We start from the raw sequence: 22,380 nt of genomic DNA on the forward strand, positions 1-22,380 counted from the left end.
TGTCGACGACAGCCTGACGCCGTCGTCCGAAGGAGATCGACCCATGAGCCCCACCGTCGTCCTCGTCCACGGAGCATTCGCCGACGCCTCGGGCTGGGGCGGTGTGATCACCCGCCTGGCCGCGGCGGGCTACAGCTCGTACGCGCCCGCCAACCCGCTGCGCAGCATCTCCGGCGACGCGGCGTACATCCGGTCGTTCCTGTCCACCATCGAGGGCGACGTGGTCCTGGTCGGCCACTCCTACGGCGGTGCGGTCATCACCAACGCGGCGGTCGGCGCGGACAACGTCAAGGCGCTCGTCTACGTCGCGGCGTTCGCGCTGGACGAGGGCGAGCCCGCGGGCGCCGCGCTCGGCCTGGGCAGCGACGGGCCGCCGCCGGACCTCACGCAGATCGTCGACATCCGGCCGTTCCCGGACTCCGGCGAGGGCAACGGCGACGCGTACATCAAGCTCGAGGTGTTCCACCAGGGCTTCTGCCAGGACCTGCCCGACGAGCTCGCGGCCGCCATGGCGGTCTCGCAGCGCCCGGCCTCGCTGGCCTCGCTGGGCGAGCCGTCCGGCCCGCCCGCCTGGAAGACCCTGCCCTCCTGGTACCTGGTGGCCTCCGACGACCGCGTCATCCCGCCGGCCGCCGAGCGGTTCATGGGCGCCCGGGCCGGCGCGACAGTGGTCGAGATCGACAGCTCGCACGTCGCGATGATCAGCCACCCCGACGAGGTGACCGCCCTGATCCAGCAGGCGATCGACGCGGTCGGGTGACCACGACGCCCACGGCGCACCTCGTCCCGCTCGCCGACGGCCGGACGCTGCGCGCGTACGACACCCCGGCCGACGAGTCCCGGTTGACCGTGTTCTGGCACCACGGGACCCCGAACGTCGGCACACCGCCCGAGCCGCTGCTCCCGATGAGCCGTGAGATCCGGTGGATCTCGTACGACCGACCCGGCTACGGCGGCTCGACGCCGCACCCCGGCCGCGACGTGGCGTCGGCGGCCGGCGACGTCGCCGCGATCGCCGACGCGCTCGGCATCGACCGGTTCGCGGTGCTGGGCCATTCCGGCGGCGGGCCGCACGCGCTGGCCTGCGCGGCGCTTCTCGGGGACCGGGTGGTCGCGGCGGTCGAGGGGTCGGGGACCGCACCCTTCGACGCCGACGGCCTCGACTGGTTCGCGGGCATCAACCCGACCGGCACCGCCGAGCTGCGCGCCGCCGTCGCCGGGCGCGACGCCCTGGAACGCCAGCTGGTCAGCAGCGAGTACGACCCCGCCATGTTCACCGCGGCGGACCACGAGGCGCTGGCCGGGCCGTGGGGCTGGCTGGGCCGGATCGCGGGCGAGGCGCTCGAGGGTGGCGTCGGCGGGATGGTCGAGGACGATCTCGCCTACGTCGCGCCGTGGGGCTTCGACCCCGCCGACATCACGGTGCCCGTCCTCGTCCTGCACGGCGACGACGACCGGGTGGTGCCGGCCGCCCACGGCGCCTGGCTGGCGGCGCGGATCCCGTCGGCCGAGCTGTGGCTGCGGCCGGGCCAGGGACACGTGTCGGTGCTGGGCGCCGCGCCGGCGGCCCTCGACTGGCTGCTCGCGCGGTAGGTGTCGTCATGACGGTCCACCTGCGGCGGGTCGACGACGAGCAGGCGTTCGACGAGTTCGTCTACGGCGCCAAGGACCCGGTCCACAACCAGGCCGCCGTGCTGCGGGACCTGCTGGACTGACCCTGCGTGCGGTCTACTGACCGCATGTCATCCGAGCCCGTCGCCGCAGTCGAGCGGCACGCGTCCTGGAAAGAGCTGTTCTTCGACCTGGTGGTCGTCGCGGGCATCGGCCAGCTGGCCCACCTGCTGCACGAGGACATGGGCGCGACGACGCTCGGCCTCTACGCGGTGCTGTACCTGGCGTTCTGGATCTCGTGGGCGGGCTTCGCGGTCTACGGGAACGTCGCGGGCGAGGACGCCAAGACGCGCGTCCTGATCACCGCCATGCTCGGGCTGGCCGTCATGGCGGCCTCCGTCCCCGGCATCCACGGCGCGCGGGCGAGCGCCTTCGTCATCGCCTACGTGGCGCTGCGCTGGTACGCCGGTGCCGTCATCGCGCGCGGCAAGGTGCTGCTGGACTGGCCGCTGGCGCAGTTCGGGCTCGGCGCCCTGCCCTGGCTGATCTCGCTGTGGGTCGACGCACCCGCGCGGTACTGGCTGTGGGCCGTCGGCATCGTCATCGACCTGGCCGTGCTGCTCACCTCGTCCGGCGAGCGCGCGATGCAGGAGGCCGAGGAACGCCTCGAGCGCGTGAAGGCTTCCCGTCGCCGCGGCGGGCCGGCGGCCGGGCTCATGACGATCGAGGGCACGCCGGTCGAGGAGGAGCACCTCGCGGAGCGGCTCGGACTGTTCGTCATCATCGTGCTGGGCGAGGGGCTCATCCAGATCATCGACGCGGCCGCGGACACGACCTCCTGGGATCGGAGCACGGCGGTCGTGTCGCTCGGCGCGTTCGCGCTGCTGGCCTCCGTCTGGACCGCGGGCCTGCTGCACGGCACCGCCGGGATCCCGCAGCTCAAGCCGCGCCTCGTCGCCCCGCGGATCGTCATGCTGCTGCACGCGCTGCTCACCGGGGCGCTCGCCGCCCTCGCCGCCGCTCTCGGTGTGGCGGTCGCCCACACGCACGGCGCGCTCGCCTTCGACGCCCGGACCCTGCTCTGCGGGGCGGTCGCCGGCTACTGCCTGATCGGCGTGGTCACCGCGCTCCTCGTCGGGAAGGGCCGCCGCTGGCTCCTGGTCCGAGGGGCGCCGAGCGTCGTCGTGCCGGTCGTGCTGCTGCTGCTCGCCCCGCAGCTGTCGGTCGGCGCGCTCGTGTGGCTGCTCGTGCTCGTCGTCGTCTGGCTGGCGCTGGAACCGCCCGCCGAGGGGCGGTCACCGCGGCGGTCGCGCCGGCGCGGACGTACGGCGCTCGCGGGCGCGAGCCACCAGGACGATCCCCGTCCAGAACGCGGCGACGACGCCGAGCACGGATGATGAGCCATGGACCTCGACGCGACCTTCACCGTGCCCATCCGCAAGGACGGCGCCTACGCCACCTACCTGGAGCTCGACGGCTCCGCGGAGCTGCTCGGCACCCGGAAGGCGGTCAAGGTCACCGGCACGCTCGACGGCCACGAGTTCGCCGCGACCCTCATGCCCTCGGGGTCGGGCCCGCACTGGCTGCCGCTGCGCAAGGCGCTGTGCGCGGCGATCGGCAAGAGCGAGGCCGGTGAGCTGGTCGAGGTGCGCCTGCTCGGGCGTTCGACCTGAGCAGAACGGAGGCGCGGGGACGGTCGCGTGGATACGCTCGCGAGGGCGGCGACGCCGCCGCACGGCTGCGAGACGAGGGAGTGTCCATGAGCATCAACGATGACGACATCACCAGCGAGCCGGCATCCGCCGGAGAAGGCGTGGCCGACGGCGGCGCGAACCCCGGCGGGCACGACGGCGGAGCCGACGGCTCGGCCGGCGAGGGCCCCGCGGACGGCGGCGCGAACGCCGGCGGGCACGACGGCGGGGCGGACGGCTCGGCCGGCGAGGGCCCTGCGGACGGCGGCGCGAACGCCGATGGGCACGACGGCGGGGCGGACGGCTCGGCATAGTGCCTGTACGCACACTGACGGAGCGCGGACCGGTCCTCCGGTCCGCGCTCTCGCGCTGCGTCGACGTCTCCGCCGAGCAGTTCGCGGACGAGTACTGGGGCCGGGCGCCGCTGCTGTCGCCGGCCCACGACGACTTCGCCGACCTGTTCTCCCCCGCGGCCGTCGACGAGCTGGTCGGCCGGCGCGGCCTGCGCACCCCGTTCATCCGGCTGGCGCACGAGGGCGACGTCCTCGCGCCGAGTCGGTTCACCGCGTCGGGTGGGTTCGGCGCCGAGGTCTCGGACCAGGTCTCGAGCGACAAGGTGCTCGCCGAGTTCGCGGCGGGCGCCACGATCGTGCTCCAGGGCCTGCACCGGATGTGGCCGCCGCTGGTCGACTTCACGCGGCAGCTGGTCGACGAGCTCGGCCACCCCGCGCAGGTCAACGCGTACGTCACGCCGCCGTCGTCGCAGGGCTTCTCGCCGCACTACGACACCCACGACGTGTTCGTGCTGCAGGTGTCCGGCGAGAAGCGGTGGGTCATCCACGCGCCCGTGCACCCGGACCCGCTCAAGAACCAGGTGTGGACCGACCACCGCGCGGCGGTCGCCGCGGCGGGTGAGGGCGAGCCGGTCATCGACCGCGTGCTCCGGCCCGGCGACGCGCTCTACCTGCCGCGCGGCTGGATCCACTCGGCGACCGCGCTGGGCGACACGTCGATCCACCTGACCGTCGGCATGGCGGCGTACACGCGCGCCGACGTCGTCGACACGCTGCTCGGCCTGGTCGGCGACTCACCGGCCCTGCGGGCGTCCCTGCCGTTCGGCATCGACGTCGGCGACCCCGAGCAGCTGCGACCGGTCGTCGAGCAGACCGTCGCCGAGCTCGTCCGCGTGCTCACGGAGACCCGCGACCCCGAGGTGCGCGCCGCGCGGCAGCTCGGCGCGCGGTTCGGTCGGGACACCCGACCCGAGCCCGTGGCGCCGCTGGCCACCCTCGACGCCATCACCGCGCTGTCCGAGCACACGACGGTCCGCTGGCGCGACTCGTTCGGCGGACGCATCGAGGACGCGGGCGACAAGGTCCGGCTGACCGCTCGGGGCACCGCGCTGTCGCTGCCCGCCGAGGCCGGTCCGGCGCTGCGCGCGCTGCGCACCGGTGAGCCGGTCGCCGTCGGGTCGTTGCCCGGGCTCGACCTGGCCAGCGCGCTCGTCGTCGTCCGGCGACTGCTGCGCGAGGGCGTGGTGGTGACGGCCGAGTGACCGACGGGTGGGTGCCCTGCAGCGACGGCGCCCGCGCCCGGCAGGACTCGCTGGTCGGCACCGGCTCGCACGGCGACCGCTGGTTCCTCGTCGAGAACCAGGCGGGCTGGGGACGCCACGCGCTGCTCGACCCCCCGTTCGACGCCGCGCTCGGGCGCGCGCTGGTGCATCGCATCGAGGGCGCCGGCATCCGACCGCTCGCCATCCGGCGGCCCGGGCGCCGGCACGCGCAGGACGGCACCCGGTGGGCGCTCGTCGACTCCCGCCCCGGCCGGGAGAGCGTCCGCTGGGGCCGGGTCGACCAGCCGGCGGAGCTGCTCGAGGTCCCGCTCGACGGGTCAGCGGGCGTGCCGTCGGACCGGCCGGTCTTCGCGGTGTGCGCGCACGGCCGGCACGACCAGTGCTGCGCGGTGCGCGGGCGGGTCGTCGCCGCGCGCCTGGCGCTGGCGTATCCGGAGGAGACCTGGGAGTGCTCCCACCTGGGCGGCGACCGCTTCGCCGGCACGATGGTGCTGCTGCCACACGGCCTCTACTACGGCTGGGTCGACGACGGCGACGCGGTCGCGGTGGCCGACGCCTACCTCGACCGGCGCGTGGTGCCGACGCTCCTGCGCGGGCGGAGCTCGGCGTCGCACCCGGTGCAGGCCGCGCAGCACTTCGCGCGCGTCGAGCTGGGCGACGACGCGATCGACGCCTGGGCGCCGCTGCGCGAGAGCCGCGCGCACGACCGCTGGTCGGTGGACCTCGCGGCGCCCGACGGCACGGTGACCGTGGAGCTGGTCGAGACGTCGTCGGCCCCCCTGCTCTCCACGTGCGCCGCCACGCAGGCGCTGCCCGTGCGGCAGTGGGCGCTCGCGGGCCTCAGCACTCACCCCCTCCGACGCGAAGGTGCCTCGTCGTGACCGTCCTCGCCCACCTCAGCGACCCGCACATCGGCGCCACGCCGCACAGCCTCGACCGGTTCCGCCGCGTGCTCGCGGAGCTCGACCGGCTGCCCCGGCTCGACGGCCTCGTCGTCACCGGCGACCTTGCCGACCACGGCCGGCCCGACGAGTACGCCGCGTTCGTCGCGAGCCTGCCCGCGCAGGTCCCGACGCTCGTCGTCCCCGGGAACCACGACGTGCGCGCCCACGTCCCCGGCGCCCCGCCCGACGGACCGGTGAACCGGCTGCTCGACGTCGGCGACGTCCGGGTGGTCGGGCTCGACTCCTCGATCCCCGGGCGCGACGAGGGCCTGCTCGACCCGGCGACGCTGCAGTTCGCCCGCACAGCGATCGCCGAGGCGCCCGGCCGCGTGCTCCTCGCGATGCACCACCCGTCCCTCCGCGTAGGGAACGCGTACGCCGACGGCATGGGCCTGACCAACCCCGAGGCACTGGCCGCCCTGATCACCGCGTCGCCGGCGGTGATCGGGTGCCTGACCGGGCACGTGCACACCGCGGTCGCCGGCACGTTCGCCGGGCGCCCGATGCTCGGCGCGGTCGGCATCGTGTCGACGATGCGGCTCGGCGGCCGTGCCGACCCGTTCGCCGACACCTCGGCCATGCCCGGCCTCGCGGTGCACACCATCGACGACGACGGCGGGATCGTCACGCTCTTCCACGCCTTGGCGCCCGCCTGAACCGTCCGGCCTACGGGACGATGTAGCCCGCCGCTCGGAACAGCTCGTACCACTCAGCCCGGGTCAGCGGGACGTCCGAGCCCTGCGCGGCGCCCGTCACCCGGTCCGGGCTCGTGGTCCCGAGCACCACCTGCATCTGCGCGGGGTGGCGGGTGATCCAGGCGGTCGCGATCGCGATCGGCGGCACGCCGTACGCCGCCGCCAGGCGGTCGATCACCGCGTTGAGCTCGGGGTAGTCCGGCGAGCCGAGGAACACCCCGGTGAAGAAGCCGGCCTGGAACGGCGACCACGCCTGGATGGTGATGTCGTGCAGGCGGCAGTAGTCGAGGATGCCGCCGTCGCGGTCGATCGCCTGGTCCTCGGCCTGCATGTTGGCCGCGACGCCGCGGGCGATGATCGACGCGTGCGTGATGGACAGCTGCAGCTGGTTGGCCACGAGCGGCTGCCGCACGAACTTCTTGAGCAGCTCGATCTGGCCCGGCGTGTGGTTGGAGACGCCGAACGCGCGCACCTTGCCGGCGGCCTCGAGCTCGTCGAACGCGCGCGCGACCTCCTCCGGCTCGACCAGGGCGTCCGGGCGGTGCAGCAGGAGGATGTCGAGGTAGTCGGTGTCCAGCGCCGCGAGCGACCCGTCGACCGACTCGATGATGTGCTCGTAGGAGAAGTCGAAGCCGTCCGGCGGCACGATGCCGCACTTGGTCTGGATGACGAGCTCGGCCCGGTCCGCCGGGGTCAGCCGCATCGCCTCGGCGAACCGGCGCTCGCACACGTGCATCGCGCCGCCGTAGATGTCGGCGTGGTCGATCATCGTGATCCCGGCGTCGCGCCCGGCGGCGACCAGCTCGCGGATCTCGTCGTCGGACTTCTCCGTGATGCGCATGAGCCCGAGCACCACGTTGGGGACGACGATGTCGGTGCCGGGCAGGGTGAAGGTCTTCACAGCGGGATCCTCTCGACGGCGAGCGGCAGGCGCAGCGTGACCAGCTGGAACGGGCGCAGCGCGAGCTCGACGGCCTCGTCGGTCGCCGTGACCCCCGGGGCGTCGACGTCGCGTTCCAGCAGGTCGACCGCTCGGGCCCCCGACACCGGGAAGCCAGGCACGAGCGTCGCACGCGCGCGGCCGCCCAGCGACTCGTACAGGCGCACCACGACGTCGCCGCTGCGGTCCTCGGCGAGCTTGACGGACTCGACCACCACGGCCGGGTTCGAGACGGTGACCAGCGGGTCCGCGGGGTGCGCGCCCAGCACGACGCGCTCGGCCAGGTTGGTGCGGTAGCCGTCCTCGACGGCGTCCGCGATCGTCGCGCCCGCGTGCAGCACCGTCGTCAGCCGGTGACGACCCTGGTCTGCCTCGGGGTCGGGGAAGAGCGGGGCACGCAGCAGCGACAGCCGCACGGTCGTGCCGGAGCCGTTCGGGCGGCGGGTGACGTCGTGCCCGTAGGTGGAGTCGTTCGCGATCGCGACGCCGTAGCCGGGCTCGCCCACGTGCACCCAGCGGTGCGCGCAGATCTCGAACCTGGCCGCGTCCCACGACGTGTTGGTGTGGGTCGGCCGGAACACGTGCCCGAACTGGGTCTCCGCCGCCGACCGGTCCGCCAGCACGTCGAGCGGGAAGGCGAGCTTGAGCAGCTTCTGCCGCTCGTGCCAGTCGACGTCCGTGACGATCTCGATCGCCGCACTGCCGCGGCGCACCGTGACGTCCTGCACCAGCCGCGACGCACCGAACGAGCGCGTCGTGCGCACGACGATCGCGTCAGCGGTCTCGGACACGACCTCGCTGCTGTCGGCGTCGAGCAGGTCGGTGCCCACCCGGCGGTACTCCTTGTCGATGTCCCACGCGTCCCACCGGGCCGGGGTGTCGCGGTGCAGCTGGAGCAGGTTCGCCAGGGCGCCGGCCGGGATCACCTCGCGGTCGGCGGTCAGGTCGCGCAGCGAGTCGATCTGGCCGCCGCTGGTCAGGTGCACGTCGATCAGCCCGTTGCGGAGCCGGACGGTGCCGTCGTCCTCTCGCACGAGGTTCACGGCACCGCCGGGGGCCGCTCCGAGCGGACCGGCCCCGAGGGGCGCGACGCCGGACCGCGGATGAGGCGCGGCGTTGAGCAGCACGGGGAGGTCACCGGCTCCGACGACGTCCGCCACGGCAGCGGCGATCACGTCCTCCAGCTCGTCGCCGATCGCGGCGTAGGTCTCCTCCGCCTGCCGGTGCACCCAACCGATCGAGCTGCCGGGCAGGATGTCGTGGAACTGGTGCAGCAGCGTGGTCCGCCACAGCCGCTCGAGCCGGTCGTACGGGTAGTCGGCCCCACGCTGCACCGCGGCGGTCGCGGCCCACAGCTCCGCCTCGCGCAGCAGGTGCTCGCTGCGGCGGTTGCCCTGCTTCGTGCGCGCCTGCGACGTGTACGTGCCGCGGTGGAACTCGAGATACATCTCCCCGGTCCAGACCGACGGCTCGGTGAGCTCGTCCTCGGCCCGGGCGAAGAAGGTGCTCGGGCTGCCCAGCTCGACCGTGGGCGCCCCCTCGAGCGAGGCGAACCGGCGCGCCGAGGCGAGCATCTCCCGCGTCGGGCCGCCGCCACCGTCGCCCCAGCCGAACGGGACGATCGAGGAGCCGGCCACACCCTTCTCCGCGAAGTTCGCCTCCGCGTGCAGCAGCTCGCGCGCGGACAGGTCGGAGTTGTACGTGTCGACCGGGGGGAAGTGCGTGAGCACCCGGGAGCCGTCGATCCCCTCCCACGTGAAGGTGTGGTGCGGCATCCGGTCGGTGTCGTTCCACGAGAGCTTCTGCGAGAGGAACCAGCGCGAGCCTGCCGACCGCACGATCTGCGGCAGGGCGCCGGAGTAGCCGAAGGAGTCGGGGAGCCACACGTCCTGGGTGTCCACGCCGAACTCGTCGAGGAAGAACCGCTTGCCCGCCACCATCTGCCGGGCCATCGCCTCGCCACCCGGCATGTTCGTGTCGGACTCGACCCACATCCCGCCGACCGGCACGAACTGGCCGGCCGCGACCTTCTCCCGCATCCGCGCGAACAGCTCGGGGTAGTACTCCTTCATCCAGGCGTACTGCTGCGCCGACGAGCACGCGAAGACGAAGTCCGGGTCGGCGTCCATCAGGGCGATCACGTTGGAGAAGGTCCGGGCACACTTGCGGACGGTCTCCCGCAGGGGCCACAACCAGGCCGAGTCGATGTGCGCGTGGCCCACCGCGTAGGCGTGGTGGGCGCTCGCCGAGGCGGGTGCGTCGAGAAGCGGCCGCAGCGACTCGCGGGCGGCGCCGGCGGAACCCGCGACGTCGTCGGGATCGACGGTGTCGAGCAGGTGCTCGAGCCCGACGCGGATGCTTGCCCGCCGGGTCGAGTCCACGGGCAGCGCCTTCATCAGGCCGACCAGTGCGGTCAGGTCCTGCAGGAGCTCCCAGACGGCGACGTCCCGCAGCGCGACGTCGACGCGCCCCAGCACGTAGTGCGGGTCGGTGCCCGCCGTGGCGAGGTCGCCGTACGGGGTGGGGACGAACCCGAAGCCGCTCGCGATGTCCGGGTTGCCCGCCGCCTCGACGAACACGTCGACGTCCGGGCCGCCCGTCCACGGCACCGCCTGGTTCAGCGGCGCGACACCCTTGATCGTCGTCCCGTCCGGCCGCCAGACGAGGCCCTCGGCCTGGAACCCCGGACCCGTCCCGGAGAACCCCAGGTCGATGACGAGCTCGACCGCCGTGCCCTCGCCCGGCCAGCCGTCGGGCAGCCACCCGGTCGCGCGGAACCAGGTGGTGCTCCACGGCGCGCCCCAGGCGTGACCCGGAACCACCGGCGCGAAGTCCTGGCCGGCCGCCTCCCGGAATGACACGGGCTCCCCGGGGGCGGTCCACGCGGTCAGCTCGAGGGGGACGCGGTCACGGTAGACGGCCGGGGCGATCCTGTCGGCCACGAACCGGTCGATCCGCGCCTCGGCGAGCAAGGGGTTGCCGTGCATCGTGCTCCTCCTCCGGGACGGGTGGCGTGAGCCGCCCGTCGGTCAGCCCGTGACGACGAACCCCGCACGCAGCAGGGCGTCGTCGCGGGACGACGGGCCGACCAACAGCTCGAACTGGCCGGGCTCGACCACCCGGTGGCCGCCCGCGTCGACGATCGTGCAGTCCGCGACGGGGAGCTGCAGGCCGACGGTCACCCGCGCGCCGGGCGCGACCTCGATCTGCCGGTACGTCTTGAGCTCCTTCTCCGCCCAGGTCACGGTGGTCACCGTGTCCCGCACGTAGACCTGCACGGTCTCCAGGGCCGGGCGGTCGCCGATGTTGTGCAGGGTGACCTGCGCGCGGACGGTGTCGTCTGCGCCCAGCACCGGCTCGACCACGCGCAGGTCCTCGTAGACGACGGTCGTGTAGGACAGGCCCTCGCCGAACGCGAACGGAACGCGCTGCGTGAGGTCCGCGTAACGCGTGCCGTGCTGCGCCGGGAGCTGGTTGTAGTAGATCGGCAGCTGGCCGACGTGCTCGGCGAACGAGATCGGCAGGCGGCCCGACGGCTCGATCTGGCCCAGCACCAGCTCGGCGATCGCCCGGCCGCCGCGCATGCCGGGGTTCGCAGCCCAGATGATCGCCGCGGCGCTCATCGCGCTCGGCGGCAGCACGTGCGGCTTGCTCGCGATGACGACCACGACCAGCGGCTTGCCCGTCGCCGCCAGGGCGTCGAGCAGCGCGGCCTGCCCGCCGACGAGCTCCAGCGTGGCCGTGGACCGGCCCTCGCCGACGAGCTCGATGCGGTCGCCGACGACCGCGACGACGACGTCGGCCTCGTTCGTGGCGGCCACGGCCTCGGCGATGAGCGCTTCGTCGGGCGCGACGGGGATCACCACCTGCGGGCGCGGCTGGCCGTCGGGGAAGAACTCGCCCTCGGGGTCGGCGCCCAGCGTGAGGATGTCGGCGCCGCGCGCGTGCGTCACGGTCCAGCCCGCAGGTACCTGGTCGCGGAAGCCGTCGAGGACCGTCTGCGTCATCTCCCGCGGGTGGCCGTCGGGGAGCCAGTCCGCCTGGCCCGACGCGCCGGCCCAGTCGCCCAGCTGCGTGTGCTGGTCGTCGGCGTTGGGGCCGATGACCGCGATCGTCTTCGTCGTCTGGTCGAGCGGCAGCGTGCCGTCGTTGGTGAGCAGGACGAGCGAGCGGCGCGCCACCTCGAGGTTCAGCTCGACGTGCTCGGCCGACCCGATGACGGCCTGCTGGCGCTCGACGCTCGGGTGGCGCGCGTCCTCGAACAGCCCGAGCTCGAACTTCAGCGTGAGGATCCGGCCGACGGCGGCGTCCAGCGCGGCCTCGTCGAGCATCCCGTTGCGCACGGCCTCCTGGGCACCTTCGAAGAACCCTGGCGTCGTCATCACCATGTCGTTGCCCGCGCGGATCGCGGCGGCGGACGCATGCGCGTAGTCGGGCTGGATGTGCTGCTCCCAGACCATGCGGCCGACGTTGTCCCAGTCGGTGATGAGCGTGCCGGTGTAGCCCCACTCGCCGCGCAGCACCTCGTTGAGCAGCCAGTCGTTGATGGTGATCGGCACACCGTCCATCGACTGGTAGCCGAGCATGAAGGTCCGGCAGCCCTCCTTCGCGACCCGCTCGAACGGCGGGAGGAACCAGGAGCGCAGCTTGCGGCGGCTGATGTCCGCCTCGCTGGCGTCCCGACCGCCCTGCGTCTCCGAGTAGCCGGCGAAGTGCTTGGCGGTCGCCAGGATCGCCGTCGGGTCGTCGAGCCCGTCACCCTGGTAGCCCCGGACCATGGCCGACGACAGCTCGCCGATGAGGAACGGGTCCTCGCCGAACGTCTCGCTGACGCGCCCCCAGCGCAGGTCGCGCGCGATGCAGAGCACCGGCGAGAACGTCCAGTGGATACCGGTCGCGGCGACCTCGACGGCGGTCGCCCGAGCCGCACGCTCCAGCAGGTCGGCGTCCCAGGTGGCCGCCATGCCGAGCTGCGTCGGGAAGATCGTCGCGCCCTCCCAGAAGGAGTGCCCGTGGATGCAGTCCTCGGCGATCAGCAGCGGGATCTGCAACCGGGTCTGCGCCGTGAGCTCGTGCGCCTGCCGGACCCGCTCGGGCGACGTGTGCAGGATCGACCCCACGTGCAGGTTGAGGACCAGGTCCTCGACGCCGTCCTTGGCGTTCAGCTGCATCATCTGCCCGACCTTCTCCTCGAGCGTCATGCGCCCGACGAGATCGGCGACGCGCTCTGCGACGGGCAGGGAAGAGTCCTGGTAGGGCGCGTTCATGAGGATGTCCTGGGGTCGGATCGATTCGAGCATGATGGGCTGCGGAACACCCTAGAGGAGCGTGTGATGACCCACGAGTACGACGCCGTCCGGGCGTCGATGAACGACGGATCGCTGTATGTCGACTTCGGCCCAGGCCTCGAGGCGCTGGAGGCCGAACGGGTGGCGGGCAAGGAGCTGACCTACGACTTCAACCACTCGCGCCCCAGCGACGCGGCCCGGCGGACGGCGCTCCTGCAGCAGCTGCTCGGCTCCGTCGGACCCGGGGTCTGGATCGAGCCGCCGCTCCACGTGTCGTACGGCTCCCACGTGCATATCGGTTCGTCCTTCTACGCGAACTTCAACCTCGTGCTCGTCGACGACGCCGACATCCACATCGGTGACCGGGTCATGATCGCGCCGAACGTCACCATCTCGACCGCCGGCCACCCCACCGTGCCCGAGGAGCGGGTCGGCGGTTGGCAGTTCTCCTTGCCCGTGCGGATCGAGGACGACGTGTGGATCGGGTCCAACGTGGTGATCCTGCCCGGCGTGACCATCGGCGCGGGCAGCGTCATCGGGGCCGGCAGCGTCGTGACGCACGACGTCCCGCCCCGCGTCGTGGCCGTCGGCGTCCCGTGCCGGGTGCTGCGGTCGGTCGACGAGCAGCCTCGGGCGTAGGGCGCGGTCGACCCGCAGCCTTTCGCCGAGCAGTCGCGGGAGCTGGGCCTCCCGTTGCTCCCTGCCTGTGTTGTCCCGCCTCGTTTGTCCTGGTCAGCGGTGAGTGTCGGTGGTCACTCGTACACTTGTTCTATGCCCACAGTCGGGCGGACGGACGAGGGAGGTGACGGCCATGACGGCAGTTCTGGACGATCGCGCGGTCGACGACCTGCTTGCCGACGTGCCTCTTCGTGCCGCATTCGCCCCGGTCGCCAGCCACGATGCAACCTCGGCTCCGCCCTCCGACTCCACTCCTGTCGCTGCCCGTTTTCCGTCGGCTGCCTTCGCCTCGAGGTCCTCCGCCCCTGCATCGGCGTCCTCGCCGGTGTTGGTGTGGGCGGACTCGGGTCACGGGTCGCGCCCGAACGCGGCACCGGTGCCCGGTCCGGGCGTGCGGGTGGTTGATCTTGGCTGGGTCGAGGAGTTCCCACTCCCGGAGGTCGATGTGGCTTCTCTGGTGGGGATGCTGACGGCGGTGCCGGTGGCGGAGGTTTCGGGTGCGGCGCTGGTGAACGCGGTGGCGGCGTCGCAGCAGGCGATCAACATGCTGCAGTCGGTGCAGGCGACGTTCGTGCGTGAGCTCGGCGTGCGGACCCCGGATGCGTTGCGGCACGTCCCCGATGAGCTGGGGTGTGCGTTGGTGTGTACGAGGCAGGCGGGGCAGAACCTGTTCCTGCGCGCGTGGGGCACCGACCAGTACCCGGTGCTGGGCGACGCGTGGGCGGTCGGGGCGATCGAGGCCCGCAAGCTGGACATCATCTTGGACGAGGTCACCCGCGCCGCGGCCGGCCTGTGCGCCAGTGACCGGGAGGTGCTGGTCGGCGACGGGCTGGACCAGGCCGGGCGGATGACCGCCCCGCAGCTGGCCCGGCACGTGCGGGCCACCGCGATCGCACTCAACCCCGACCTCGCAGAGAAGCGACGGGTCGCCGAACGTGAACGCCGCTCGGTGTTCCTGGACCTGGCCCCCGACGCGATGGCCCGGCTGATCGCCTACCTTCCCGCCGCGGAGGCGACCGCGGCGTACACCGCGATCGACGCCCTGGCCGGGACCAGCGCTGTCGACGGAGATGAGCGCACGATCGACCAGCGTCGGGCGGACGCGTTCACCGACGTGTTCCTGGGCATCCTGGACCGGCAGACCACCCCGGACGGCACCCCGCTACCGACCAAGCACGGGCAGCGGGTCGCGGTGCAGCTGTCGGTCGCGGCGACCACGTTGCTCGGGCTGGATGACGCCGCCGGGTTCCTGGGCTCCTATGGGCCGATCCCGGCCCAGCTGGCCCGCGAGCTGGCCCAGGACGGCACCTGGCGGCGCGTCCTGACCGACCCCGCCGGGCAGGTCTGCGCGGTGGGCACCGATGCTTACCGGCCGGGAGCGGATCTGACCCGGACCGTGCAGGCCCGGGACGTGACCTGCACCTTCCCCGGCTGCCGCCAACCCGCCACCCGCTGCGAGATCGACCACCGCATCCCCTACAACCACCACCGCACCCCCACCAGGCCCGGCAACGACGGATCTGGCGGCCTCGACGGCGCCGACGACCCCCGCGGCGGCGGCGGTGGCGGTGGTCGTCATGATCGGCAAACCTGCGAGGCGAACCTGCACGCGTTGTGCAAGCACCACCACCAAGCCAAGACCGACGGCTGGTGGAACGTCACCTACAACCGCACCACCGGGGTCTCCCTGTGGACCGACCGACACGGACTCACCTACGCCCGCCACCCGGTCCCCATCCACGTCGACCCCTCCGCCTACAAACACCGGCCAGCCACACCACCACGGCCCGACCTCGGCGACCCGCCCTTCTGACACCGCTGGACTTGAGGCTGGCCGGGGGTAGCTATGCGCGGCCAGCCTGGCCAGGCTCCCCGCCCGCCGGTCGGCTACCGCGGGATCTCAGGCGGGTCCAGCCCAGTTGCGGTGCGATCGACGTCGCGACGTTCTCGCGGATGCGTCGCCGTGGGCGCGCCGATGGCCGCGCTCGTCCTCTACGTTGGCGCGCATGACCGGCATCGAGCGCATCGCTGTCCTGTCCGACGTGCACGGGAACCTCACCGCCTTCGATGCCGTGCTCGCGGACATCGATGCGCGGGGGATCACGACGGTGCTGAACCTCGGGGACGTCGCGGGCAAGGGTCCGCGCGGGTCGGCGACCATCGCGCGCAGCCGCGAGCGCTGCGCCGTGACGGTCCGCGGCAACTGGGACGACTTCCTCCCGGTGTCGGGTCAGCACGAGGACCCGGCCATCCGGTGGTGGCACGACGAGCTGACGGATGAAGACCGCTCCTGGCTCGCCGGGCTCCCGCTGAGCCACGACCTGGTGCTCGCCGGCCGGCGGGTCCGGCTGTTCCACGCGTCGGCCACCAGCGTCTACACGCGCGTGCACTTCCACCACACCGACGAGGAGTTCGCCGGCATGTTCGCCAGCACGGAGCTCACGGGCGACGGTCCGGAGCCGACCGTGGTGGTCTACGGGGACGTGCACGACGCCTACGTGGAGACGTTCCGCGGCCGCACCCTGGTCAACGTCGGGAGCGTCGGCAACCCGCTCGACGAGACGACCGCGTCGTACGTGATCCTCGAGGGGGCCGGTGACGTGTTCGGCCTCCAGATCGTCCGGGTGCCGTACGACGTCGAGGCCGAGCTCGCGGTCGCGGAGGCCGCCGGGATGCCGGCGCTCGACGCGTGGACCATCGAGCTGCGGACCGCGATCTTCCGCGGCCATCACGAGGAGCTGGGCCTCACGACGCCCGCGTGACGTCCTCCTTGTGGCGGGGTGCGCTCAGCCAGACTGTTCGCGGGCGCGATCGGGCAGCTCGACCGCGGCGACCAGCCTCCGCACCACGGCGTCGGGGTCCGACTCCCACTCGGCGGCGAGCACCTGCAGCACCCGCCAGCCGCCGGAGCGCAGGGCGGTCGGCTGCGTGATCCGGCGTTCGTCGAGGGACAGCGACGCGAGACGCGCGGACTGGTCGACCAGCACGCCGACGGTGTGCACGGGAGAGCCGGGCGGGCGCAGCGCGAGGTCGCAGCGGAACGCCGACTGGCCGACGCCGGCGACGACCGCCACACCGGCGGCGCGCAGGGCGTCGGCGATCTGCTCGACGATCGGGCTGGTGGCCGGTGCGGCAGGACGCCCGGTGCGCTCCCGGAGCCCCGCCAGCACCCCCTCCGCGGCGGCCGCATCGCCGTTGGAGACCGCGTCGGCGTAGTGGAGGAAGCCGCGCAGCGTGTTGGCGCCGTCGTTGTAGACGTTGGTGATCGCGGTGTGGTCGATGCTGCTGACCAGCACCATGTGCCGACGCGCCCGGCTGAAGATGACGTTGAGCCGCTTCTCGCCGCCGGCGTTGTTGATCGGCCCGAAGTTCATGCGCATGCGGCCGTCCGGACCGGCGGCGTAGCAGACGCTCATGAGGATGATGTCGCGCTCGTCGCCCTGGACGTTCTCCAGGTTCTTCACGAACAGCCCGACCACCTGGCCGTCCTCCTCGCGCGTGACCTCGGCGTCGAAGCGGCGGTCGAACTCCGGATCGGTGCGCGCCAGGCGCTCCAGTGCGCGTTCGATCTCCGACTGCTGCGCCTCGGAGAACGCCACGATCCCGAGGGTCTGGCCGGTATCGCGAGCCAGCAGCTCGCGGACCAGGTGCGCGATCCAGGTGGCTTCCTGCGGGTTGGTGCGCTGCACGTACACGCCGTCGAGCACGCGCATGGCGCTGATGCTGCGCTCGAGCAGCCCGTCGACCGCGGCGGCGACCTCCTCCGGCGGCGGGGCGTCGGTGACGGTGATCTCGAGGGGGCGTGCCCGCACGTGGGTGAGGGTCCGGTCCGGGATGGTGGTGAGCCGCCCGCCGTAGAAGGCGGCGTTGCTGAACTGGATGAGTGCCTCGTACTGGCTGCGGTAGTGCCAGGTGAGCATCGTCGACGGGAGCCGGACGGAGCCCACGGCGAGGAAGCTGTCGGAGTCGAGGACGGATCCGACGGGCGCATCGTCGACGGGCTCGTCGTCCGGCGCCGACGCGGACGGTCCGCCCGCCTGGAAGTACCGCGTCGGCGGCAGCTGCATGCGGTCGCCGACCACGATCACCTGCGCGCCGCGGAACAGGGCGGGCACGGCCTCCTCGACCGGGATCTGGCTGGCCTCGTCGAAGATCACGACGTCGAACGAGGACTCCAGCGGCAGGGTGTCCGACAGGGACGACGGGCTCATCAGCCACACCGGGCGCATCGCGGCGACGACGGCGCCGGGGTCCGCGGACGCCAGGTACCGGATCGACTTGTAGGCCCGGACCTTGCCGAACTCGTGCTCGAGCTCGCGCCGGCCGGCCATCCAGATGGCCTTCGTCGCCCGGTCCTCGAGGTCCATCCCGCTCACGCTGCGCTGCGAGTGCGCCACCGCGGCGGCGAACCGGGCGCGCAGCCGCGCGGTGATGACCTCGGCGTTCGCGCGCTGCAGCGCGGGCGCCCGGTCGGCGACGCGGTCGAGCAGGTCCGCCAGCCGGTCACCGTCGAGCCGGCTCAGCGCCGGCAGCTGTGCCCGCGCCTCGCGCATCGAGGCGGCGACGACCGCGTACTCGAGCTGGTCGGGGGACGCGTCGAGCCGGCGCAGCGCGGTGAGCACGGACGGTGAGCCGGCCAGGTCGCGCAGCGGCGCCGCGACGGCCCGGACCAACGCCTGGCCCTCCGGTCCGGTGAGCCCCCGCAGCTCGTCGCGCAGCGCGACCAGCGAGAGGTCGTCGGCGCCCGCGACGACGCCCGCGAGGCCCGCGCGCACGGTCTCCACCAGCTCCGGCAGCCGGTCGAGCACGTCGTCGGGCTGCTCGTCGGAGAGCCGCGTGCGCCAGACCGCGAGCGCACCGGTGTACCGCCGGATCGCGGCGATCCGCTCGGTGAGGACCGCGAGGTCGCCGTGCCCCCAGTCGCGCGCGAGCTCCTGGGAAAGGGCGTCGGCCCGCGCGGCGGTGTCGTACCGCGCGACCAGCAGCTCGAGCGCCTGCACGGCAGTGGGCCGGACCTGGCGGTCGCCGGCGTCGAACCCGGCAGCGACCAGCCCGCGCACCCGGCGCCAGCCGCCGTCGAGGAACTTCCAGAACGACGACTCCCGCCGGCGCGCGATCTCCAGCGCGGCGGCAGCATCGGGCGCGGACAGCGGCTCGCGCCACCCGACGGCCGCCCGGTCGGCCGCGTCGGCCGCGGCCTCGGTCTCGCGCCAGGCGACGGCCGCGTCCGCCAGCCGGCGGGCCTCCCGCGTGCGCGGGGTGACCGCGTCCCCCAGCCCGCGCTGCACCAGCGGCGCGAGGACGGCGTGCATCTGCCCGACGGCGTCGGCGTCGTCCACGGTCAGGCCGTCGCCGTCGGCCGACGCCCCGGCCGCCACCAGCACGGCGAGCACCGCGTCGAGTGCCTGCACGACCTCGAGCGCGCGCTGCGCGACGACGGCGTCGGCACGCGGCTGGTCGAGCACCGTGGGGTCGAGCAGCCGGGCCGGGGTCCGCGCAAGGACGGGTGGCGCGCCGGCGCGAGCGAGGGCCGCCACCAGCGCGTCGACCAGGGGGCGCGCGGACACCCAGGGGCCGGGCTCGGGCAGCAGCGCCTGCTCGACCGGTGGGAGAGACGCACCCCACCGGAACCCGCGCAGCGCCACCAGCCGCTCCAGCACCTCCTGCACGGACGCGCCCCCACCGTCGGCGGCGAGCGCCTCCTCGTACCGCCCGACCTCGGCCAGCGCCGCGGTCGTCGCGTCGATGAGCGCGGTCCGCCGGGCCTCGACGGCCTCCAGCGGCTCGTCGTCGGTGAGCCAGCGCTCGTACGTGGCGCGCAGCCCGTGCACGAACTCCTTCTTGTCCTCCTGGCTGTCGTGCACCAGCGTGCAGATCTCGTCGAGGCCTTGCGCCCGCAGCCGGGCGTGCACGACGTCGAGCGCGGCACGCTTCTGGCACACGAAGAGCACGCGCTTGCCGTGCGCGACGAAGTCGGCGACCAGGTTGGTGATCGTCTGCGACTTCCCCGTCCCGGGTGGCCCCTGGATGACGAAGTTGTCCCCGGACCGCGCCTGGGCGACGGCGGCCAGCTGTGAGGCGTCCGCGGGGACCACCAGGTAGCGGTCGGTCGTCGGGATCGTCGCGCCCGTCGGGGCGACGTCGCGCGGTGCGGTCGAGAAGAGCTCGTCGAACGCCGCGTTCGGCAGCGGCTCCGCCAGCAGGGAGTCGTAGTCGCGGACCAGGCTGAGCGTGCGGTAGTTGAAGTTGGCCAGCGTGACCATGGTGAGGTCGACGTCCCACGTGTACGGGTTGTCGTCGGCCGTCGAGGTGACAGAGAACGTCTCGATGGAGGTCTCGACCATGTGCTGAGGCGCCGGCCGGTCTCCCAGCTCGACCGACAGCGGGATGGGCCGACGCTCGATCCGGTCGCGGAAGATCTGCACGCCCAGGGGCGCCCAGCCGGGCCGGCGGTACGAGTACGCGTACTGCCGACGCCCGAACGCCGGGAGACTGGACGGGCGCCGCCGCCGATAGGCCTGCAGGGCCACCTGCGCGCGGTGCCGGACCAGCTCGATCCGCGGCTTGTCGACGAGGCCGACCACCACGGCGGGCTGCGTCGCCCGGGCCTGCTGCTCGATACCGGCGCGCAGCTGCTCGACCGCGCCCTCGTCGGCAAGGTCGATGGTCTCCGGCAGCCGCAGGTCGAACAGCTCGTCCAGCTGGTGGCGCAGCACGGGGTTGACCTCGGCCGTCGTGCTGGTCAGCTGCAGGCGGTACGCGTCGCGTACCCCGCGCTGCTTGGTGAGGGTGACCGGCGCCAGGACGAGCGGTGACTCGATCGGCGTGCCGGGGTCGTTCTTCACGTCGTGCCAGCGCAGGAACGCCACGACGAGCCGCAGCTGGTCGTGCCCGTACTCGGCCCGGTCGCGACGCGCCGACGAGATGATCGCGTCCAAGGAGGCGGCCGCGTACGGCGCGTCGTCCCAGCGGACCACCGAGCCGACGTCGACGGCCTTGCCGTCCACGAGCCGCGCCGACGCCGGGCCGCCCCACGTGAACAGCTGCGTCGCCCGGATGTTGCGGACGTCCAGCACCAGCGGCACGGACGCCTCGGTCAGGTTGAGCGTCCGGCCGGTCGGACGGAAGTACAGCAGCGGGTTGCGGCGCGAGGCGTCGAACAGCCGGTCGCGCAGGTTCTCCAGGACGGCCGCCCGCGCGTCGGTACGACCGCCGAGCACGCGCTCGAGGTCGAAGTCCTCGGGCTGGTCGCGGTAGGTGTCGAGCCGCGCGATCACGTCGGCCAGGTCCTGCGCCCGCCGCCGACGGTCGGGCGCGATCATCGAGCTGGCGACCGTGCCCAGCACCGGGTGCAGCCCGGGCGCGAGCGCGAACAGGTTGTCGCGGCGCTCCTGCAGGAGCGCGGCGTCGCCCTCGTCCGCGAGGTCGATCCCGCACAGCAGGGCCACGAGCAGCTCGCCCAGGCTGCCGATGTCGGTCAGCTCGTCGTGGTGGCCGACCAGGTGCTCCCAGCGCTGCCAGCCGGCGACGATCCGCATCCCGCCCTCGTCAGGAGCCTCGGCGTCGACCCGCCGCTCGACCTCGACCGCGCCCGAGACCTCCAGCGCCGCCACGGCGGCACGGTTGCGCACCGGCGGGCCCGCGAGCGCGACGTCGATCGTGACCGGCTCGTCGTCGTCCTCGCCCAACGCGTCCAGCCCGCGCAGGGGGGCCACGCGGCCGGTCTCGTGGAGGGACTGCACCGTGCGGAACAGGGGCAGCAGCAGGCCGAGGACGTCGTCGGCGGGCAGCCCGCCGCGCGCGACGGCGCGGCCGACCAGGTGGCGCATCAGAGCGCCGCCAGCTTCGCGGCGGCGCGCACGCCGAGGTCGAGCTCGGTGCCGATCAAGGCCAGCAGGTCCGGCGCCAGACCGACGCGACGGGCGAGCGCCACGACCGTGGCGAGGACGTCGTCGGCCGTGCCGAAGTCGAGCAGCACGGCAGCGAGGTAGGTGCGCGTCTCGGCCGGCAGGTGGGCCGGCATGTCGGTGATCGCGGGCGTCTGGGTGCCCACGAGCACGCCGTAGCCCTGCGCCAGCGCGAGCGCCTCGTCGCTGCGCACGACGTCGTCGGCCACCAGCAGCCACACCAGCGAGCGCGTGAGCTCGGTGAGCCGTTCCTGCCCGAGCACGTCGAGCGCCGCGAGGTCGAGCTGAGGGCCGAGCGCCGCCTCGACCGCGGGATCGGACCCCGCGCCACGCTCGTTCCACTCCTGCAGCGCCCACGCGCGCAGCACCGTCTCCGGGTGCGTGGTGCCGGCGCTGGGCACGCTGTAGTCGACCTCGGCCGCCTGCCGCAGGTACGCCGCGGAGTCGACCTTCGTCAGGCCCGTCACCACCTTGACCAGGCCGCTGACGGTCGTCGTCAGCGAGCCGCACGCCAGGACGGCCCCGCGGTCGGCGTAGAGCTCGGTGGCCAGCCGGAACCGGCGTGCGGTCTCCAGGTACTCCGAGGGCGTGCGCGCATCGGACTCCGCGGCATCCAGCAGGCGGGCGGCCGCGAGGTACCGGCCTCCCTCGGCGGTCCACAGCACGTGGTGGGCCAGCTCGTGGCCGGCGACCGCGCAGAGCTCCTCGTCGTCGAGCAGGTTCAGCGTACCCCCGGTCAGCACCAGCACGACCTTGTCGGGCACGTAGACCAGCTCGGCGTTGCTGCCCTGGCCGCCGTCGTCGACGTAGATCTCGACCGGCACCGATACCCCGAGGGCGTCGGCCGCCCGCTGGACGGCCGCGTGCACCTCGGGGTGCCCCGCCGCGTCGACCCGGTAGGCCTGCCGCAGCAGCAGCTGGTCCAGGTCCGAGCCCGACGTCGGCCGCAGCGCGACGACGGCCACGGGGTTCTCGCGCTCGAGGATGGCGGTGACGTCGCGGTGGTACGGCAGCGGTCCCCAGTCGGTCACTGCGTCTCCCGTCGTCGTC

16 protein-coding genes are annotated in these 22,380 nt (G+C 73.4%); 11 read left to right on the forward strand and 5 right to left on the reverse strand.

Going from position 1 to position 22,380, the window contains the following annotated elements; genetic code table 11:
- Positions 1-43: 43 nt before the first annotated feature.
- The 8 genes from AC1DQC_RS00905 to AC1DQC_RS00940 all read left to right on the forward strand — a co-directional run bounded on the left by AC1DQC_RS00905 (position 44) and on the right by AC1DQC_RS00940 (position 6,478).
- A complete protein-coding gene (locus AC1DQC_RS00905) occupies positions 44-760 on the forward strand; it encodes an alpha/beta fold hydrolase (protein ID WP_477049346.1) in 717 nt (238 codons plus the stop codon).
- On the forward strand, positions 757-1,593 hold the full coding sequence (locus AC1DQC_RS00910) for an alpha/beta fold hydrolase (RefSeq protein ID WP_477049347.1): 837 nt from the start codon (positions 757-759) through the stop codon (positions 1,591-1,593). Before AC1DQC_RS00905 ends, AC1DQC_RS00910 begins: the two co-directional genes overlap by 4 nt.
- A 146-nt stretch (positions 1,594-1,739) precedes the next feature.
- A complete protein-coding gene (locus AC1DQC_RS00915) occupies positions 1,740-3,008 on the forward strand; it encodes a low temperature requirement protein A (protein WP_477049348.1) in 1,269 nt (422 codons plus the stop codon).
- Between the two features lie 6 nt (positions 3,009-3,014).
- A complete protein-coding gene (locus AC1DQC_RS00920) occupies positions 3,015-3,284 on the forward strand; it encodes a DUF1905 domain-containing protein (protein WP_477049349.1) in 270 nt (89 codons plus the stop codon).
- Between the two features lie 86 nt (positions 3,285-3,370).
- Entirely contained in the window at positions 3,371-3,616 is a 246-nt protein-coding gene (locus AC1DQC_RS00925) for a BatC protein (RefSeq protein WP_477049350.1), read from the forward strand.
- Entirely contained in the window at positions 3,616-4,857 is a 1,242-nt protein-coding gene (locus AC1DQC_RS00930) for a cupin domain-containing protein (RefSeq protein WP_477049351.1), read from the forward strand. Before AC1DQC_RS00925 ends, AC1DQC_RS00930 begins: the two co-directional genes overlap by 1 nt.
- Entirely contained in the window at positions 4,854-5,759 is a 906-nt protein-coding gene (locus AC1DQC_RS00935) for a sucrase ferredoxin (RefSeq protein WP_477049352.1), read from the forward strand. Before AC1DQC_RS00930 ends, AC1DQC_RS00935 begins: the two co-directional genes overlap by 4 nt.
- Complete coding sequence (locus tag AC1DQC_RS00940) at positions 5,756-6,478, forward strand: metallophosphoesterase (RefSeq protein ID WP_477049353.1); 723 nt, start codon at positions 5,756-5,758, stop codon at positions 6,476-6,478. Before AC1DQC_RS00935 ends, AC1DQC_RS00940 begins: the two co-directional genes overlap by 4 nt.
- 10 nt (positions 6,479-6,488) lie before the next feature.
- Here AC1DQC_RS00940 and AC1DQC_RS00945 read toward each other — a convergent pair whose 3' ends face one another.
- From AC1DQC_RS00945 to AC1DQC_RS00955, 3 genes are read right to left on the reverse strand one after another with little or no spacing between them, the layout of a single operon-like run.
- Positions 6,489-7,418, reverse strand: coding sequence for an aldo/keto reductase (locus tag AC1DQC_RS00945; RefSeq protein ID WP_477049354.1), 930 nt, complete (start codon positions 7,416-7,418; stop codon positions 6,489-6,491).
- Entirely contained in the window at positions 7,415-10,444 is a 3,030-nt protein-coding gene (locus AC1DQC_RS00950; RefSeq protein WP_477049355.1) for an alpha-mannosidase, read from the reverse strand. The genes AC1DQC_RS00945 and AC1DQC_RS00950 overlap by 4 nt, the downstream gene beginning before the upstream one ends.
- Before the next feature lie 42 nt (positions 10,445-10,486).
- The gene (locus AC1DQC_RS00955) at positions 10,487-12,757 is read right to left on the reverse strand and encodes an exo-beta-d-1,3/1,6-glucosidase (protein WP_477049356.1); all 2,271 of its coding nucleotides are present in this window, start codon (positions 12,755-12,757) and stop codon (positions 10,487-10,489) included.
- Positions 12,758-12,790: 33 nt separating this feature from the next.
- On the opposite strand from AC1DQC_RS00955, the gene AC1DQC_RS00960 reads away from it, so the two are divergent.
- From AC1DQC_RS00960 to AC1DQC_RS00970, 3 genes are all read left to right on the forward strand, one after another.
- Positions 12,791-13,384, forward strand: a complete 594-nt coding sequence (locus AC1DQC_RS00960) for a sugar O-acetyltransferase (RefSeq protein WP_477049357.1) — start codon at positions 12,791-12,793, stop codon at positions 13,382-13,384.
- Between the two features lie 484 nt (positions 13,385-13,868).
- Positions 13,869-15,236: an HNH endonuclease signature motif containing protein gene (locus tag AC1DQC_RS00965; RefSeq protein ID WP_477049358.1), complete on the forward strand. Its 1,368-nt coding sequence runs from the start codon at positions 13,869-13,871 to the stop codon at positions 15,234-15,236.
- A gap of 193 nt (positions 15,237-15,429) precedes the next feature.
- Positions 15,430-16,185 (forward strand): metallophosphoesterase family protein, encoded by a 756-nt coding sequence (locus AC1DQC_RS00970; RefSeq protein WP_477049359.1) that lies wholly within the window; start codon positions 15,430-15,432, stop codon positions 16,183-16,185.
- A 24-nt stretch (positions 16,186-16,209) separates the two neighbouring features.
- On the opposite strand, the gene AC1DQC_RS00975 is transcribed toward AC1DQC_RS00970, so the two are convergent.
- On the reverse strand, positions 16,210-21,252 hold the full coding sequence (locus tag AC1DQC_RS00975) for an AAA domain-containing protein (RefSeq protein WP_477049360.1): 5,043 nt from the start codon (positions 21,250-21,252) through the stop codon (positions 16,210-16,212).
- A complete protein-coding gene (locus tag AC1DQC_RS00980) occupies positions 21,252-22,361 on the reverse strand; it encodes a M48 family metalloprotease (protein ID WP_477049361.1) in 1,110 nt (369 codons plus the stop codon). The genes AC1DQC_RS00975 and AC1DQC_RS00980 overlap by 1 nt, the downstream gene beginning before the upstream one ends.
- Positions 22,362-22,380: the final 19 nt, after the last annotated feature.

Source organism: Cellulomonas sp. P4_H12, assembly GCF_056400905.1.